The organism is Actinomyces sp. HPA0247 (assembly GCA_000411415.1).
Classification (GTDB): domain Bacteria; phylum Actinomycetota; class Actinomycetes; order Actinomycetales; family Actinomycetaceae; genus Pauljensenia.
In genome coordinates, this window is sequence record KE150451.1 from 520,143 (window position 1) to 537,192 (window position 17,050).

The following is a 17,050-nucleotide window of genomic DNA, read 5'->3' on the forward strand; positions in this document are numbered from 1 at the left end:
CGGTATGGCACACCTACCCCGATGCACGTCAGGGCAAGGAAACGCCCGCGCCACCACAAGGCAGCGCGGGCGAATCCGACACAGAGCCGCTGATCAGGAAACGATCACTTCGCAGACCAGAAACGGACCACAATCGTGGTGCCATCGTCGGCCGGCTGCGAGCGCTCCAGGTCCGCAACATAGTTGTAGGAACCGGAGAAATCGGTCGTCGAGACGGGCAGGTACTCGGGCAGGTCGCCGAGCGTCACGTTGTAGACCCGCTTGCCGCCCTCCACGGAGTACTCCATGTCGGGGGTGATGGTCAGGCCATCCGCCTTGGACACCCAGTAGCGGTTGATCGTGCCATCGTTGCCGCGCTCGTCGCGCTGGTACCAGTAGAGGCTGTAGTTCTCAGACTCGGGGACGGTACGCACCACCTGGTCGCCCACGAGCACGTAGTTAACAACCTTCGCCTGCGCGGTGTCCATGGCCTCGTCGTCACGCTTGTTGTCGCGCAGCGTGATGCCGCGAGCGGACAGGGCATCCTGACCCAGACCGAAGTCCGCGCGAATCTCCTCGGCGTAGGGGCGCACGATGAGATTGTCCGAAACCGTGACGTTACGGATTTCGCCCTTCGCTTCCTGGAAATCAATCGCGCCGCGAGTCTTTCCATAGAAGTCATCCGTCGTACCGGAACGCACCAGCTTGTTGTGGGCGATCGTAATGCCCTGATCCGTGTTGAGGTCGAAGTTATGACCATCGAACACAGTGTTCAGGCGAATGCCCGCGCCGGAGAAGTTGTTGACAATGAGGTTGTCCTTGATGACGTGGGACTTGCCACCGAAGATGCCAATGCCCGAGGCTCGCCAGCCCAGTTCAACCGTGTTGCCAATGAAGGAGTTGCCCTCGGCCACACGTGCCTCACTGTGCGAATACGTGTCGATGCTCGCCCAGGAGGCCAGGCCATCGTCACCATTGCCACGCACGGAGGAGTTACGAACCGTGGAGTCCTTGGTGCCCTGCGCGAAGTTCACGCCATCGGCCAGGTTATTACGGATGCGAGCGTTCTCGATGACCATGCCGTTGGTGTAGAGCATCTGGCTGGCGTCCACGTAGTCGCCCATCCAGAAGCCACACTCGAAGTGCTCGACCCACACGTTGGCAACTCGGGTATCGTCACCGGCTTCACCGGAGAATCCCTTGTACTGAGCCTCCTGGTTGTAACGAGACTTCAGGTTCGAGGACATGGCGAAGTCGGTCAGCGTCTCATTGCTCGCGCCATGATTGAAGACGATGCCACCACCCTTCGCCTGATCAGAGGTGAAGAAGATGTTGGTGTACCACAGGCCCGCGCCCTGGAAGGTCAGACCCGGGTGGCTAATGCCAATCTTGCCAGAGAATTCCCAGGTTCCTGCGGGAATGTAGACCGTCTTGGACGCGGTGTTCGCAGCCGCGTCCATGGCGGCGGCGAGAGCCGCGTCGTCAGCAACGCCATCGCCGGGTCGCGCATTGTTGTAGTCGGCGATGCTCACGGCGCCTTCGGGGCGCTCGATGGCCGGTGCGGCCTGCTCGAGCTCGATGAAGTCGATGCCGTAGGAGTTCTGATCGTCGCCAACCTTGACGATCTGAATATGATCACCCTTCTGGACCTGACGGCCGAGCAGAGTGTGAACCTCGTCGAAACGGAAGCGCGCCCTCAGGCCTGCTCCCGACTCGTCGTACACGCTGCTGCCGCCAACGTACTGCCAGGCGCTCTCGGAGGAGAGGTCGAGGGTAGCGACCGTCTCATTGTTGACGCGCACATCAACGCGACCGGAGGTGTGATCCGGCAGCGTGAAACGCAGATCGAGGGCATTGGCAGCAGCCGTCGCCGTAAAGTCCACAGAGGAGTTCTTGTTGTTCAGGGCCACGTAGGACTGGCCCGAGGCCTCGATAGCCGTCGATTCGAGGTCGTCGGAGCGCTCGAGCGTCGTCCCATCGGAGCGGCTCGCCTCCTCGGCCTCGTATCGCGTGTAGGGGACGCTCGCGCCGTACTGGTCGTCGGCGGCAACCGCACTGGGGACGAGTGCCGGCACCAGCGCGACAACGCCGAGCAGAGCCGCCCCTGCGATGAAGGGTCCTCGTTTCATATGTCTCTCAAGCCTCTTTTCATGCCCTGAAGCGCGCTCACGGCGTCACTTCGCTCCTATGCTCCGCCCTATCGGCGGAACCCGGGCACATAGTAGCCGATTTTTACCACTGTCAAAGAGTTGCTGAGAAATTTTCGCGGTGAAGAACTGCGGAATACTGCGGATTAGACCGACAGTCAATATTTGCACTGTAATTATAAATATGAGATTCCGATAGCGTGGCAGGGATTGAAGACGAGGCACCGAGGGCTCGGTTGCAGCTACGCCGAAGGCGATTGCTGGCGGCGCGAGGCGTCAACAGCGACGCGTCGAACAGGCTCACCGCGACCCCCACCAACGCTAACAACATCAGGAAAGCCACTGACGCAGCAGAGCTCCCCCTGATGGATCCATATATCCAGCTAGCAGCTCATCGAAATCGATCTGCATCACCTGGGAGAGTTGATTGAGTTCCGGATGCACAGGAAAAATTGTGCGCACCTCCATCGGAATATGTGCACCATCCAAGGTCAGGCGGCCAGTGATAGGGGTGAGCTGTTCGAAACCCCACTGGGGCGAGACACTTTCAAGCCCCGAGGGCACATCGATTCGCGGCCACCCGCGACGCCACCGCGCCTTTTCGCCGATACGCATGATCGCCCATTTCAACATGATCTCGCCATAGTCGCTAATCATGGTAGGAACACGAGCTTCTAAATACTCACTCTCACCATAGAACGCTTGAGGACGACGCGAGTTCTTCGTGTCCCAAATGTGCTGCCAGCCTCGTCCTGAATCCCAAGTGAGCGCAATTCCGTCACCCTTGTAGACCGACGAAATCGCACCGCTAGTCCGAGCAAAATCAACCAGATCGGCTGTCACAGACATCAGTTACTCCCTTTCGCTTCAAGTATGCCAAGTTGCAAACACTCACTCGCAGTGAGCGGGTAGTCACCAAGCATAAATTGCACCTGCCTCGCTCCTCCACGCATTGAAAATTGCGGAACATTGATGCCCGTTCGAATAGAAAAACCCGTCGGCAGCGCGACAATCCGATACTGGTAGTACGGATCATTCACTGCAAGAATATCGAGGGATCGCTCTTCCAGCGAAAAGGGACTTCCATTTTCTGTCAGCTGCCAGAAATACTTTCCGTACGGGAGTCCAAGTCTATCGACGTAGGGGCCAAATGTCTTCGTATAGGCGAGAAAACTCGTATAGGTCTTCACTGTACTTCTATCCATTCGGGCGAGCACTGTCGGCCCGTCCTGCACCCATTTCAAGACTCCCGAATTGGGGAAGTTCGGCGAGTGAACATCAGGGATCTGACTGGCGTCCATCTTTCTATTCCTTTCTACTCCATTCACTTGCGCAAGCTTAGATACTCACGCATTTCATTGATGCTCATACACATGAGACTCTCATCGAACATACGGGCGCCCAAGCCATCGACGAAGCAATGGACCGCCGTCGGGAAGCATGTATGCGTGCAACAACTCAGAAGGAGACACATCATACAACCACGCCAACGGAACACAATAGACGGAGCTCCCCGTCACAAAATCCAAGCGCTCACCAGTTGGACCGTCTAAACCAATGTAGTCGAGCCGTTTATTCTTGAGCGGCCTCCACCCCTCAGGGAGCTCCTCAATATCCATCGGCAGCCCCAGCGGCTCAAACCCGAGAGCGTGTCGCAAGATCGACACCGTATAGTTCATCATCACCTTCTGCGTCAAATCGATATGCCGCGAAAAGAAGAAACCACCGGGCCAGACTTTTCCCCTCTCTTCCTCCGCAAACGAGTAGCCACCATTCTCATACCAGAGTCGCGCATAGAAGCCATGACCATAATCAATAGAGTAAACACCCCCCTCCTCAGACACGCTCCCATACACTTTCAAGCCAGCATGCTTCTCCATGACAGACTTGTATTCATCAAGAAAGCCCAACGGGACTCTCCTTTCCTTTAAGAATTCCTTTCTCAAGGAGTTCTGTAATACTTGCCGCTTTTCCATTATCCTTGATGACCTGCAGCTGCGTCGCACCTCCCGGCTGCTGCCCCCAGGGAGCGACCTTTCCTGACTTGATTGTCCAGCCATCCGGCATAGGAGCCTCAGTGAACTCATACTGATAGTAGTAGTCATTGACAGATGTTGGAAGAAGCGATCGCTCTTCGAAAGAAGCCGGCTTCCCACCTTCAATTGCCCCTAAATAGCTACCCCCCGGATGCCCGATACGGTCAACATCTTTACCATAATCCTCCACATATTCAGCAACCGAGGAATATACTTTCGGCTCACCATCGTAACCTTCATTTGGCGGCCAATGATACACCCATTCTTTTTCGCCTTTTTCATTGACCTCAAAATGCCCATTTTCAGCGTTCCACTCCTCGTACGTATAAGAAGATCCGTCAGGCTTTACACCCAATACCACTTCACGCTGTTTTGCAAGGTCTCCACCTTTCACTCCATCTACCAAGCCTTCAGTAGGTGGTTCGCCACCACCCGCTTGCCTGGAGGTCAAAGGGATTCTCTCCATGAGATCGTCCGCACTTCGGGGAAGGACGCGTAGTCGTTTCTCCTTCCACTCATTGGCAAGATCCTCCATGCCGTGCGCGCGCAGATAGTCGTCCAAATGCGAAGACAACCTTCCTACGGCCCCATCCGCGCCAATTCCAAGACGACCCGCGCTCTTCAGAGCAAGAGTGCCTAGCCCCATCCCCATATCCCGCAGCATCATGCCGTCACCAATGACAGGCAGGGAATCAAGTACGGCGGCGGCACGAGCCGCATTTCCACCGCCGGCGGTGAGCGCAGCTAGAACTGCAGCCGGAACAAGTTCGCCGAGTGCGGCGCCGGGATCGTCTTTCCAGCCTTCGACATTGATCAGTGCTTCCCACATTTTCTTCGCGAAGCCTGCCGGGTCTGCCATAATCGCGTCACGTAGCGCAAACAAGTCCTCAAGTGAGATTGTCTTCTGTTTGTGCTTCGCTTGCAGTTCATCCCAGGTGATCCACCCCAGCATGTACCGCCCATAGTCCCACATGCCTTCAAGAGCCATGCCATACTGCAAGGACAGTAGACCCCAAACGCCATCAAAGATGCCAGCTATCGTACGTTTCGCAAAATGAACGGGGGCCCACGACGGATCCGGAGAACGGTTCGCCTGTTCATAGAGTATCTGCGCGAGTTCCTCACCAGCGACATCGGCGTCACTCACTGCACCTTCAAAGTCCGTAATAGCTTGCGCTTTCATTGCCTCGCCGGGACGCGTGTCACGCTCAGGATGGTAGGACATGTCAAACACAGGCATCCCGAACATATCCTGCTTCGGATGCGCTGCTGCCCATTGCTGCTCGGCAAGCGCCGCGTCCACGGAAGCAACACCTGCCTCGTATGAAATCTTCGCCTCCGCAGCGCGTGCTTGCGCTCGCTCGAGCGCCGAGGCGTAGTTCTCCCACGCATCAGCCGCCCGACCGAAAGTCGCCGAGGCACACCACCACTTGTCCGGCTGCAGCTTGAAATGCTCGTGAAACCGATCGGCCGCACGCCCACTCCAGCCGGATACTGAAATCTCCTGGAGCGACCACGCGATGCTCTCACAGTCGGATGCCCGGTCACGCATCACCGCAACACGTCCTCGAATGGAGCCGGGATCACCCTCGATCTCAAACACAGGAGCCCCCGTGTGCCTCACGCTCACGTCAGCCTCCCAACACCAGTTGTTGCGTCGAGATACCAGCTGCTGCATCGCGAGCACGCCTCATCGCTTCCTCACACGCATCCATGTAATCCGAATAGATCCCCGCAACTCTACCTAATCGTCCGGAGGCCTCAGAAATATCTCGGAGCATCCCATTGAGTCCCTGATCCCACTTCGTACTAAAGCTCTCCAGCGCTCCAGCTACGACGGGATCGCCAACCATTCCAGAGTTGGGCGTATAGTCCGCGACATCATACGTTCTATTGCGTTCCTGCAGGTCACTCAATTCCGATACCGCAGTACCCAACGCCTCAAGATCGACTTCAAAATCATGACTTCCCATGCCACTTCACCCTAATCAACGGCAGCGAATGCACGGGTTTCGGCGTCAATGCCCGCCTGACGGATTTCTTCGAATGCCTGCTTCAGGGAATCCAAGGCAGCAGCCATGTCATCCACTCGAGCATCCATACGTTGCGCACATTCCATTTGCGCCTGCCGCGCCTCGGAGCTATCCGTCCATTCGATAAGCTCATGCTCCACGAGGTCCGACATCTCGGCGCTGCCGTCCCGCAGCTTCGACGCCGCACGCTCGACATCGTCCACGATGTAATTGACAGCAGTCTCATTGAAGACAAGGTCATTCCCACTCATGATGCGCTCCTGAAACTCAGCGCGATGTCATTCAGATCCCCGCTCGCATCTTCCTCCGCTGCCACAAGTGCCTCATCGACCGAGATCAGAGCCTGCGCATAGCGCTCCAGGTCAGCCTGATGTGCGTTTGCGCCCTCACCCCACCGTTGTAGGGCGTCACTCAGAACCGATACATACGGCCCATTCACTCGTGCAACGTCATCGAGAATACAGGACTCAAGCATCTCTGCTACATCCACGAGCTTACTTTCGAAGTCAACCACATAACCAGCAGCCTTCGTTTGCGCACCAATGACAAGTCCAAAGCCAGGTCCACTCACAACACGCTCCTCCTTCATCGGAGAGAGAGCGGCTAACACCACTCGTTCAACCACTTGTTCAGTTGAACATCGTAGTCAATCACAGCACGACTCACTCGAGCAAATCAGCTGCCTCGAGCCATGCCTCCTCCAGCTCGTCCATCTCGGCCAGGACGTCCTGGTGGGCCGCGGAGACCTTCGTCAGCTCGGACACCGCCGAAGGATCCGTCGCCACCTGGATCGACAGCTTCTCCAGCTTCGCCTCCAGGGACGAGGCCTCGGCCCGCAGGCGCTCCAGCTTGCGTTCGATGCGGGCCACTTCCTTCTTGGCCGCGCGCCGCGCCGCAGCGTCACTCACGCCACCGCGAGCACTCCCCTGCCCCGCGCCCGCCTCGCCTGAGGAGGCGTCCGCGGAGGGAACGGCAGAGCGGGAGGCGGAGCCGGCCTCGTCGGCGCGAGAGGACGAACCAAACGCCCCGAAGTCGCCGGAGGCACGCATATCGAGGTACTGCTCGACGCCACCGGGCAGCGCGCGCACCTGACCGTCGCCGAGGAGGGCAACCTGGTGGTCGGTGACACGCTCGAGGAGGTAGCGGTCGTGGGAGACGACGACGAGGGTGCCCGGGAAGGTGTCGAGCAGGTCCTCCATGGACGCCAGGGTGTCGGTGTCGAGGTCGTTCGTGGGCTCGTCGAGGAGCAGCACGTTCGGCTGGCTCATGAGCAGGCGCATGAGCTGGAGGCGTCGGCGCTCGCCGCCCGAGATTTCGCTGATGCGCGTGTAGGCGCGGGTGCGCGTGAAGCCCATGCGTTCCGTCATCTGCGAGGCGCTGACCTCCTTGCCATCCACGACGACGGTCTGGGCGACGTCGGCGACAGCCTCGACGACGCGCATATCAGCCAGGGCGTCGAGCTCGTGCGTGTCCTGGGAGAGGGTCGCAACCTGGACGGTCTTGCCACGCTTGACCCGCCCCGAGGTGGGCTCGAGGTCGCCGCGCAGCAGGTTGAGGATCGTCGTCTTGCCGGCGCCGTTGACGCCGACGATGCCGACGCGCTCGGCGGGGGCCAGGCGCCAGGTGACGCCCTTGAGGATGTCCAGGCGCGAGCCGTCGGGGCGCGTGAAGGACACGGAGACGTCCTCGAGGTCGATGACGTCCTTGCCCAGGCGCGCGGTCGCCATCTTGACCAGCTCGACGGTGTCGCGCGGGGGCGGCACGTCGGCAATGAGGGCCTCGGCGGCGGCGATGTGGAACTTCGGCTTCGAAGTACGAGCGGGGGCCCCGCGACGCAGCCATGCAAGCTCCTTGGTGAGCAGATTGGCGCGCTTGGCGGCGGCCACGTCAGCCTGGCGCATGCGCTCGGCGCGGGCGAGGGTGTAGGCGGCGTAGGAGCCGTCGTAGATTTCGACGTGGCCGGCGATCTGCGGGCGGTCGCCGCCCGGGTCAACGCCGGGGACGACCTCCCAGATGTGCTCGCACACGGCGTCGAGGAACCAGCGGTCGTGGGTGACCGCCAGGAGCGCGCCCGACGCACCGGCGCGGGCGAAGCGGGCGTTCAGGTGCGCGGCCAACCACGCCACGCCCTCGACATCGAGGTGGTTGGTGGGCTCGTCCAGGCACACGATGTCCGCGGTGGCCGCGAGGACGCGGGCGAGCGCGACGCGGCGGCGCTGCCCGCCGGACAGGGTGCCGACAAGGGCGGCGGGGTTGATGTCGGCGAGGAGCCCCGCGTGAATGTCGCGCACGGCCGGGTCGGAGGCCCACTCGTACTCCTCCATGCCGGGGTGGACAGCCTGGATGACGGTGTCCTCGGGGTTGAGGGTGTCCGCCTGGGTGAGGACGGCGACGCGCACGCCATCGCGTCGGGTCACCACTCCCCCGTCGGGTTCCTGCGTGCCGGCCACGATGCGCAGGAGCGTGGACTTTCCGGCGCCGTTAGGGCCGAGGATGCCGACGCGGCTGCCGTCGTCGAGGCCGACCGTGACCCCTTCGAGGAGTTTGCGCGACCCCGCGAGGGCGCCGACGTTTTGGGTTCCGAGCAGGTGCGCCATCAGATGGCCTCCATCGATTCGATGCGGGCACCGCACACGGGCCCGTGGGTGGGGATGGCGCGCGCGACCGTGGGCGCGTCGCGCAGGGTGGCCGCGAGGGCTTGGGCGTGTGCGGCGTCGCGAGCCAGGGCCGCGACGGTCGGGCCGGACCCGGACAGCGTGACGGCCAGGGCTCCCGCGTGCCGCGCGGCGGCGATGGTCTCGGCCAGCTCGGGGCGCAGGCGCAGCGCGGGTGCCTGCAGGTCATTGACGAGGCAGTGGCCCAGTTCCTCGGGTTCCCCGCACAGGGCGGCAACCTCCTCGGGCGTGGGTTCGGCGAGGGTGGGTGCGCCCGCCGCGTCGACCCGGTCGAACTCGCTGAACACCTCGGGGGTGGACAGGCCCTCGCGGGACAGGAGCATGACCCAGTGGTGCTGCGCCCCGGCCTCGTCCCCTTCGCGCAGGACGCTCATGTGGTCACCGCGCCCGGTTCCCAGCGCGATGCCGCCCGCCAGACAAGCGGGAACGTCGGCGCCCAGCGAGCGGCCGATCGCCTCGAGTTGTTCGGCGCCCAGGCCCAGCTCCCACAGTTCATTGCAGGCCACCAGGGCGGCGGCCGCGTCCGCCGATCCGCCGGCCATGCCACCGGCGACAGGGACGCGCTTGTCGACGCGAATGCTCAGGCCCGCGGCGGTGGACGCCCAGGGGACAGCGGCAGCAAGGCGCTGGAGGACGCGCGCGGCGCGCACCGCCAGGTGGGTCTGCGGGTCGAGGTCAGCCATCGCGCGGGTCGTGGCCTCGTCGATGCTGCCGTCGGGCAGGTACGCGATCGTCTCGACGCGCACGCCCGGCGTCTTCGAGGTGCGCACGGTGACGGTTTCGCGCAGGTTCAGGGCCTCGAAAACCGTGACGAGGGGGTGGTAGCCGTCGGGCGTGGGTGCGCCGACGCGCAGGGTCAGGTTGACTTTTCCAGGCGCACTGGCGCGCACTTCACGCATGGCGTTCCTTCTTCCTGCCGATTGTCTTCCCAGCCGCCGTCAGCGGGCCGCGGTCGACGCCGCGAGGGTGCCGTTGGCGCGAGCCTCGATCACGGCACGTCCCAGCTCGACGAACTCCTCGATCGAGAGTGTTTCACCGCGACGCGTCGGGTCGATGCCGGCGGCCGACAGGAGGGCCTCGGAGACCTCGGGGCCGCCCGCCCAGTTCTTCAGGGCCGCGCGCAGAGTCTTGCGGCGCTGGCCGAAGGCCACGTCGGTGACCTCAAAGGTGGCGCGACGCAGCTCGTCGTCCCCGCGCGGGGTCTCGAGGCGGGTTAGCCGCACGAGGGCACTATCCACGCCGGGCACCGGCCAAAAAACGGAGCGACCAATCGTCCCCGCGCGCTCAACCGAGCCATACCAGGAGGCCTTCACGGAGGGCACGCCGTAGGTGCGCGATCCGGGGCCGGCGGCCAGGCGGTCCGCGACCTCGGCCTGGACCATGACGACGACGACCTGGATGGAGGGGAAGGCCTCGAGCATGTTGAGCAGAACCGGCACAGCCACGTTGTACGGCAGGTTCGCGACGAGTTTGGTGGGGGCTGGCCAGTCCACGCCGAAGTCATCGACGCCGCTGATCTCCGTGGCATCCATGGTGACGACGTGGAAGCGGTCGGCGGCCTCGCCCATGCGGGCGCGCACAGTCTCGGGCAGCGCGGCGGCCAGGGGCGGGTCGATCTCGACGGCACGCACGCGCGCGCCCACTTCCAGGAGCGCGAGCGTCAGGGAGCCGAGGCCGGGGCCGACTTCGACGACCTCGTCACCCTCTTCGACGCCGCCGGCTGCGACGATCTTGCGCACCGTGCCCGCGTCGTGCACGAAGTTCTGGCCCAGCACCTTCGTGGGGCGGATACCGAGCGCCTCGGAGATGGCCTTCACTTCAAGGGGGCCGAGGAGGCCCGTCTCAGAGGGGACGGCGCCCTCGGGCAGGGTCGGGTCGAGGCGGCGCGAATCGCGCTGGTTGCGGGGAGTGGAGGATCGGCTCACGGTGGCAAGTCTAGTGCACGGGGCCGACGAGGCCGGGGCAAGGTGCCCTGTGAGGCTCGGAGCGCGTATGGCACGGTGCCCGGTGTGGTTCAGCTCCTGAGATGATCAGCCCCTTGAGAGCATCAGCCCCTTGAGAGCATCAGCCCTTGAGAGGCTTAGAGCATCACTGACGCGTGCCCAGATTTCACCTTACCCGACAATGTTGCATGTAATTTAATCTGGTCAGATTTTAGGTATGGCTTAAAACCGCATGATTCCAACGCCTGAAGTTCAGATCATGAAATACTCGACGGGGAATTGCATGCGAAATTGCGGCAGCACGGCACAGGGATACCTCATGAACCCGCGCGACGGGCGATGACAATCGCTCTACGCGGATAGGTTCCAGGCATCCGGATAGGTTAGCCGCATCCGGATAGGTTAATAAGCTATCCGGATGCTCATTACCTATCCATATCTTCACAACCTATCCGCATGTGCGCACCCCGAAGGCCAGCCCTTGGCTTACCAACCCCCGAGCAGTAAGGACGGGCACGGCGTGAGGCTCGGATACTTGTGAGGCTCGGCCGGTTACATGCTTGACTCGGCCGGTTACGCGCGAGACCCGGCCAGTTGCGCACAGGACTCAGCCGTTTACGCGCCCGGCTCCTCGGCAAGCGCCACACGTACGTCGTACGCACTGGCTCGCTCGCCAAGGACGGCGTTCACCTGTCCCTTGACTACCTCCTCCAACCGATTCTGGGCCTTATTCAGCAGACCTTGTGCGACAGCTTCGTCTTTCGCAGCAGCCTCTCGATCGGCCAAAAAGGAGGTAACCTCTCCAACCTCAATCTGGTTAACGGGGGAGAAAGACTGATCGTAGGTCTCAACAGACGCAGGATCGATGGACGAAGAGAGGATCTCAACAGCGGGGACGGTGACTGTCACGACATGAGCTTGTTCATCAGCCTGCACTTGAATGCGACTCACGTCGGCCAGCCCAGCTTTTACCTCGCCCGAATAGGTGATGAGGTAATGGGCGCCCGTGCCCGGCACTTCCATACCGAAGATCTTGGTTCCTTCCTCCGAGTACTTCCCTACCTGAGTGAAGTTGTACGACTCGGTGGCGAGTTCACCAATGTCGGCAAAAGAGTTTTTTACAACGGTCGTATCTACCGTGACGACAGGGGCCGGCTCCTCCTGCGACGCACCCAGACCAAGCATCGGCCCAATGTTCGCCCCACCTGCAAAGCATGCGATGGCACCGATAACGGCCCCACCAGTTTTAATCGCGCCCATCAAACCCACGATGACCTCACTGACACAATGACGATGAATATTAGGTAACCTTCACAGGAATTGTAGGGTAAGTGTCAAGGTGATACAACACCGGCACAGCGGATAGCCGGACACCCACATTTCATCGGCAACAAGCATGGTCGCGGAGCCTGCCATCCGCGCCCCGCCTATTCCTGTCGGCGAGGCCTCACCGATGTTAAGTTGCGCCTGGTCGGACAGCCCTGCACCAGTGAGGGAGCATGACACCAGGGGTAATGGCGGGAGTTTTGCGCCATTTGGAGCCTCCTTTCGGCGTGCCGCCGGTGTTTCGCGCCCCTCATGGCGCAAATCCCCCCATTGGGTGGCGGCGATGTCGCGGTTCAGGGTGGCGAGGCGCCCACATCGCAGACCACCTCGGCGAAAAACGTTGACAACGGGGTGTTGCAGCTGGGACAGTCTGCGTATTGGACACACCGATGCCTGGCCTGGCATGTAGCTTGCACGCAAACCGCTGAATATGCGCGTTAACCCCTTGATACGCACGTAAACCTCTCGATATGCACGTGGGCATCGCTGCCCACGTGCATGTCATCGGGTTAATGTGCGAGGTGTCGCGCCCACGCGCATGCCATCAGGCCCACGTGTGCATTAGCAGGCCCATGTGCGCGGCGAGGAGCACAGGCAGCTAGCACACCTCGGCGAACTGCGCCCCTGAACCTGAGTACCCACACCAGGCCACGCGTTCGCCCACACACCAGGCGCGTGGGGCATCCACGCGGATAGGTTATCCGTGTGCGGATAGGTTATCCGTGTGCGGATAGGTTATCCGTGTGCGGATAGCTTATTTTCCTATCCGCATCTTCATAACCTATCCGCATCTTCATAACCTATCCGCATACCGACGGCGAGCCAGATTCTCACCTTCCCCAACAATCTCGCACGTAATTTAACCCGTTCAGTTTCTAGCCACGGCTCAAAACCGCATGATTTCAACGACCGAAGTTCAGATCATGAAAGACATGGCAGGGAATTACGTGCGAAATTGTGGCGGGAGCGCACCGACACACCACCACACCGACGCACCTCCGACGCAAAGGGCCGGGCCCGACAACTGTCGTTGTCGGGCCCGGCCCCACGCAGCTCTCAGGCTTAGTACCAACCCACCGCGTTCGAGTGCGCCCACGCGGAGCACGGCGTGCCGTAGCGGCCCTTGATGTAGCCGATACCCCAGTTGATCTGGGTGACCGGGTTGGTGCGCCAGTCGGCACCAGCCGAAGCCATCTTAGAACCGGGCAGGGCCTGCGGGATACCGTAGGCGCCCGACGAGGCGTTCTCGGCGTAGGGGTTCCACTGCGACTCACGGTTCCACAGGAGGACCAGGCACTGGTATTCGCTGTCGCCCCAGCCCTGGGCTGCGACGAGAGGCTTGGCCAGCGAACGCGGATCTTCGCCCGAGTAGGTCGTCGGCACAGCACCCGCCGCGGCGGCAGCAGCCGCAGCAGCGGCGGCAGTAGCGGAATCCGCGTTCTTCGTGTCGGCAGCGATCGCGGCGATCTCTTCCTTCGTGGAAATCGTGCCGAGCTTCGCACGATAGCGCACGGAGGTGGTGCCGTCCGCCTCGGTCTTCTCCTCAAGGGTGGCCTTGGGATCAATGCCCGCAGCAACGAGCGCGGCCGGGGTCGCTTCCTTCGTTCCTTCGCTGCGCACCTGAGTGACGGGCTGCGAGGTGGAGTGCTCGGTGATCGGCACGGAGGTCAGGACCTCGTCACCGTTCTTTTCCTGCCACACGGTCCACGTCGTCGCACCATTGACGCCGGCAGTGGTCACCTGGGACTCGCCCACGAACAGGTCGGCGCTGGTCGTCGTCGTCTCGCTGAAGGGAATTTCAACGGTTTCGGTGGCTTCGCCGCGGGTCACGCGACTCACGTTGATCGTGAGTTCGCCAGTGGGGCCGTTGGAGACGGTGACGCGGTCCAGGGGGTGCACGGAGACTCCGGCGGCCTCGAGGATGGCGCGCGCGTCCTGGCCGGGACGTGCGGCGACCTCGCGGGTCGAGCCGTCCACCGTGACCGAGACGTTGCGGGCGCGCGAGACGAGCGGGGTCAGCTCATCGCGGGACGAGGAGCGGTCCGCCGCGAGCGAGACAGCCGAGCCGAGCGGCGCAGCGTCGGCGAGGATACTGTCCGCGGAGGAGGCCGTGGTCCACAGGGTGCGTGTCTGCCCGTCGACGTTCACTGTGTAGGCCTTCGAGGTGCGCACGACGATCGTGTCGCCGTCGCGCACGGCCTCACCCGGGCCGGGCTGCACGAGGTCGTTGCTGCCAACGCTCACGCCGGCGGCCTTGAGCGCATCGCCGACAGTGTTGCCCCACGAGGTGACGGGACGGGACACGCCGTTCACCTCAAGCATGACGGAGGTGTGCGAGGAGGCGACGCCGACGCCGGCAATGCCGAAGACACCCGCCGAGGCCAGGGCCGCGACTCCGAGAACGGCGCGCGGAGAGGGGGTAAAGGAGCGCAGCCGGCCACCGAGGACGTGCAGGGCGCTGGCGGCGGACGCACTCAGGGAGGTGCTCAGATGATGGCTCACAATTCTCCAGTTACTCGCTATTGGTACTGCTGGTCAGCTTAGCGTGAGCGCCCGCTGGCACGCCAGAGTCCTGGCGCGCCAGCGGGCAATGTCACGTCAGACGAGGCCGAGCTTGTAGGCGCAGCCCCACTGGCCCCAACCGGAGCGCTGCTGGAGCATGCGCGCACGCATGGTCTGCTCCTCGGCGGAAGCATCGGAGGGCAGGCCGGATCCGCCCACGGAACGCCACGTCGGCAGCGAGAACTGATACATGCCGTAGTAGCCGTTACCCGTGTTGATCGAGGGGTTACCGCCGGACTCGCACTGAGCGATGGCTGCCCAGATCGCCGCATCGTCGCCGGAGACGGCGGCGGGAGCAGAGGCGGACGAGGAGGAAGCGGAGGAACCTGAAGAATCAGACGAGGAGGACGACTTCGAGGCGGTATCCTCGGCCTTCTTGGCCTTCGTGCCCTTCGACACGATGCGCTTGGTGGGCTCGGTGCGCGTGGTGGACAGGACGGCGGAGACAGTGACGTTGCCGTCGACGGTCTCCTGATAGGTCTCGGTCACCTCAGACCCGGCCACGCCCTCCTGGACGGTCTTCTCGGTGCCTTCTTCGGCCTCGGCATCCTCGCGCTCTTCGGTCTCGTAGGGGATCTCGGTCGTGGTGGACACGTTGCCGCGCACGACGCGCGCGACGCGCAAGGTGGCCTCGCCGCCGTTGTGTTCTAGGGTCACACGGTCGATCGGACCGGCGCTGATACCGGCCTTCTCGAGGATCGCGGTCGTGCCTTCGTCGGAGGAGGCGACGACGTCGGTCGTGGCGCCGTCGGCGATGACGTGGATCGTCTCGCCAGCCTCGGCGACGGGCATCTCGGCGCGGGTGTAGGAGCGGTCGGCGGCCATCGACGAGGCGGAGGCAGGCAGCGCCGCGAGCACGCCATGGATGGACGAGGCGGTGGACCATGCGGTGGTCTGGTTACCATCGACGGTCACGTTGTATTCGGTGGCCGTGCGCACGACGACGGTATCGCCGTTCGCAACGCTCTGATCGGAGGCGGGGGCGACGAGGTCATGGGCGCCGACGGAGACACCGGCCGTGCTCAGGGCGTCGCCTGCGGTCGTGAAGAAGCCAGACACGTCGTGGGTGACACCGTCAACTTCGACGGTCACGTGACGATAGGAGGTGCCGATGGCGGTAGCAGCAGTACCGGCCACCAGGAGGGCCGTCGCGGCGGCGACGGAAATAACGGTTGTGCGGGAAGGCTGAACGCTCACGTGTCTCCAGACGTTGAAGGTTCCGCTTCGAGGGTCGTATCGACGCATGCGCCGCAGGACGGGGCGCATACGGGCGAGTCGCTCGATTTGGACTGACACACCCACCGTAACCAATTTGTTACCGTTGTGCGACCACTTTGACGCAATTCACCAGCATGTGGGCACCGTTCGACACGACGCGAAAGCCTCGTCAAACCCGCGTTATCACGGGCAAAAGGCCCCTCACCAGGCGCCGTAGACCGCCTCGGTGTTCGCCCTCAGCTGGTCGCACGCCACGGCTTCGCTGACGCCCCACTGGTCCGCAATGAAACGCACGGTGTGCGCCATGACGTAGGACGCGTTGGGGCAGCCGCGCCACGGCACGGGCGTCAGGTAGGGGGCGTCGGTCTCGACGAGGACGAGCTCTCGCGGCAGGACCGCGAGCGCGGCGCGCAGGTCGGAGTTCGCGGGGTAGGTGATGGGGCCGGCGAAGGAGGCGTACCAGCCGCGCTCGGCGAGGTGCTGCGCCATGGCTGCGTCCCCCGAGTAGCAGTGGAAGACGATGCGCTGGTCCGAGCTGGCGCACTCGCGGAGGATCTCCAGCGTGTCCTCGTGGGCGTCGCGGTCGTGGATCTGGAGGGGCAGGTCGGCGCGCTGCGCCATCTCGATGTGCGCGCGGAAGGATTCCTTCTGCGCCTCGCGGCCGGGTTCGGCCGTGCGGAAGTAGTCCAGGCCGCTCTCCCCTACCGCGACGACCATCGGGTCGCCGAGGCGCTTCTCGACCTCGACCAGCGCCTCGACGAGGGGCACGTGGTAGTCGCGCACCGTCGGGGTCAGGCCGTCGGGCGAAGGCTCCGCGCAGCCGGCGTGCAGGGCCGCGTCGTTGGGGTGGATCGCGATCGCGACGCGCACACCCTCGTGAGCGCGCGCCAGCTCGATCATCGGGTCGAAGTCGGGCAGCTCGCAGGCGCTCGAAATCATCCGGGTGACGCCCACCTCGCGGGCACGGTCCAGCTGTTCCTCGAGGCTGAGCGCCACGCCCTCGCGCCGGGGGATCTCACCGACGTGGGTGGGCAGGTGCGTGTGGTTGTCCACCACGGGTGCCGCCAGGGGCGCGGGCGCGTCGGGCCAGGGACGAGGCTTACGCGGGCTCATGCGGGAGTCATGACCTTT

At 62.9% G+C, this 17,050-nt stretch carries 15 protein-coding genes; all 15 read right to left on the reverse strand.

Annotation, left to right across the window (positions count from 1 at the left end):
• Nucleotides 1–104: 104 nt before the first annotated feature.
• The 15 genes from HMPREF1478_RS07355 to HMPREF1478_RS07420 all read right to left on the reverse strand — a co-directional run bounded on the left by HMPREF1478_RS07355 (nt 105) and on the right by HMPREF1478_RS07420 (nt 17,032).
• Nucleotides 105–2,108, reverse strand: a complete 2,004-nt coding sequence (locus HMPREF1478_RS07355; RefSeq protein WP_016461455.1) for a glycosyl hydrolase family 28-related protein — start codon at nt 2,106–2,108, stop codon at nt 105–107.
• A gap of 348 nt (nt 2,109–2,456) precedes the next feature.
• Nucleotides 2,457–2,975 carry an Imm61 family immunity protein gene (locus tag HMPREF1478_RS07360; protein WP_016461456.1) on the reverse strand — a complete coding sequence of 173 codons (519 nt, stop codon included), beginning with the start codon at nt 2,973–2,975 and terminating at the stop codon, nt 2,457–2,459.
• Complete coding sequence (locus HMPREF1478_RS07365) at nt 2,975–3,427, reverse strand: glycohydrolase toxin TNT-related protein (protein WP_016461457.1); 453 nt, start codon at nt 3,425–3,427, stop codon at nt 2,975–2,977. The genes HMPREF1478_RS07360 and HMPREF1478_RS07365 overlap by 1 nt, the downstream gene beginning before the upstream one ends.
• A gap of 81 nt (nt 3,428–3,508) precedes the next feature.
• Nucleotides 3,509–4,036 (reverse strand): hypothetical protein, encoded by a 528-nt coding sequence (locus HMPREF1478_RS07370; RefSeq protein ID WP_016461458.1) that lies wholly within the window; start codon nt 4,034–4,036, stop codon nt 3,509–3,511.
• On the reverse strand, nt 4,023–5,765 hold the full coding sequence (locus HMPREF1478_RS07375) for a TNT domain-containing protein (protein WP_232207448.1): 1,743 nt from the start codon (nt 5,763–5,765) through the stop codon (nt 4,023–4,025). The genes HMPREF1478_RS07370 and HMPREF1478_RS07375 overlap by 14 nt, the downstream gene beginning before the upstream one ends.
• Nucleotides 5,766–5,793: 28 nt before the next feature.
• Nucleotides 5,794–6,135 carry a lactate dehydrogenase gene (locus tag HMPREF1478_RS10450; RefSeq protein ID WP_082157726.1) on the reverse strand — a complete coding sequence of 114 codons (342 nt, stop codon included), beginning with the start codon at nt 6,133–6,135 and terminating at the stop codon, nt 5,794–5,796.
• Between the two features lie 11 nt (nt 6,136–6,146).
• The gene (locus tag HMPREF1478_RS07380; protein ID WP_016461460.1) at nt 6,147–6,446 is read right to left on the reverse strand and encodes a hypothetical protein; all 300 of its coding nucleotides are present in this window, start codon (nt 6,444–6,446) and stop codon (nt 6,147–6,149) included.
• Entirely contained in the window at nt 6,443–6,820 is a 378-nt protein-coding gene (locus HMPREF1478_RS07385) for a hypothetical protein (RefSeq protein ID WP_232207449.1), read from the reverse strand. The genes HMPREF1478_RS07380 and HMPREF1478_RS07385 overlap by 4 nt, the downstream gene beginning before the upstream one ends.
• A 37-nt stretch (nt 6,821–6,857) precedes the next feature.
• Entirely contained in the window at nt 6,858–8,792 is a 1,935-nt protein-coding gene (locus HMPREF1478_RS07390) for an ABC-F family ATP-binding cassette domain-containing protein (RefSeq protein ID WP_016461462.1), read from the reverse strand.
• A complete protein-coding gene (locus HMPREF1478_RS07395) occupies nt 8,792–9,769 on the reverse strand; it encodes a 4-(cytidine 5'-diphospho)-2-C-methyl-D-erythritol kinase (RefSeq protein ID WP_016461463.1) in 978 nt (325 codons plus the stop codon). The genes HMPREF1478_RS07390 and HMPREF1478_RS07395 overlap by 1 nt, the downstream gene beginning before the upstream one ends.
• 39 nt (nt 9,770–9,808) lie before the next feature.
• Nucleotides 9,809–10,795, reverse strand: a complete 987-nt coding sequence (rsmA, locus tag HMPREF1478_RS07400; RefSeq protein ID WP_016461464.1) for a 16S rRNA (adenine(1518)-N(6)/adenine(1519)-N(6))-dimethyltransferase RsmA — start codon at nt 10,793–10,795, stop codon at nt 9,809–9,811.
• Nucleotides 10,796–11,428: 633 nt separating this feature from the next.
• Nucleotides 11,429–12,073, reverse strand: coding sequence for a DUF4230 domain-containing protein (locus tag HMPREF1478_RS07405; RefSeq protein WP_232207450.1), 645 nt, complete (start codon nt 12,071–12,073; stop codon nt 11,429–11,431).
• Nucleotides 12,074–13,201: 1,128 nt separating this feature from the next.
• Nucleotides 13,202–14,641, reverse strand: a complete 1,440-nt coding sequence (locus HMPREF1478_RS07410; RefSeq protein ID WP_016461466.1) for an aggregation-promoting factor C-terminal-like domain-containing protein — start codon at nt 14,639–14,641, stop codon at nt 13,202–13,204.
• A gap of 96 nt (nt 14,642–14,737) precedes the next feature.
• On the reverse strand, nt 14,738–15,898 hold the full coding sequence (locus HMPREF1478_RS07415; protein WP_016461467.1) for a resuscitation-promoting factor: 1,161 nt from the start codon (nt 15,896–15,898) through the stop codon (nt 14,738–14,740).
• A 222-nt stretch (nt 15,899–16,120) separates the two neighbouring features.
• Entirely contained in the window at nt 16,121–17,032 is a 912-nt protein-coding gene (locus tag HMPREF1478_RS07420; protein ID WP_016461468.1) for a TatD family hydrolase, read from the reverse strand.
• Between the last annotated feature and the right edge of the window lie 18 nt (nt 17,033–17,050).

Excerpts from the sequence above, each read along its gene's own strand:
- HMPREF1478_RS07365 (WP_016461457.1), bottom strand. The coding sequence starts at position 3,427 with ATGGACGCCAGTCAGATCCCTGATGTTCACTCGCCGAACTTCCCCAAT.
- HMPREF1478_RS07380 (WP_016461460.1), bottom strand. The coding sequence starts at position 6,446 with ATGAGTGGGAATGACCTTGTCTTCAATGAGACTGCTGTCAATTACATC.
- HMPREF1478_RS10450 (WP_082157726.1), bottom strand. The coding sequence starts at position 6,135 with ATGGGAAGTCATGATTTTGAAGTCGATCTTGAGGCGTTGGGTACTGCG.
- HMPREF1478_RS07390 (WP_016461462.1), bottom strand. The coding sequence starts at position 8,792 with ATGGCGCACCTGCTCGGAACCCAAAACGTCGGCGCCCTCGCGGGGTCG.
- HMPREF1478_RS07360 (WP_016461456.1), bottom strand. The coding sequence starts at position 2,975 with ATGTCTGTGACAGCCGATCTGGTTGATTTTGCTCGGACTAGCGGTGCG.
- HMPREF1478_RS07395 (WP_016461463.1), bottom strand. The coding sequence starts at position 9,769 with ATGCGTGAAGTGCGCGCCAGTGCGCCTGGAAAAGTCAACCTGACCCTG.
- HMPREF1478_RS07420 (WP_016461468.1), bottom strand. The coding sequence starts at position 17,032 with ATGAGCCCGCGTAAGCCTCGTCCCTGGCCCGACGCGCCCGCGCCCCTG.
- HMPREF1478_RS07355 (WP_016461455.1), bottom strand. The coding sequence starts at position 2,108 with ATGAAACGAGGACCCTTCATCGCAGGGGCGGCTCTGCTCGGCGTTGTC.
- HMPREF1478_RS07405 (WP_232207450.1), bottom strand. The coding sequence starts at position 12,073 with ATGGGCGCGATTAAAACTGGTGGGGCCGTTATCGGTGCCATCGCATGC.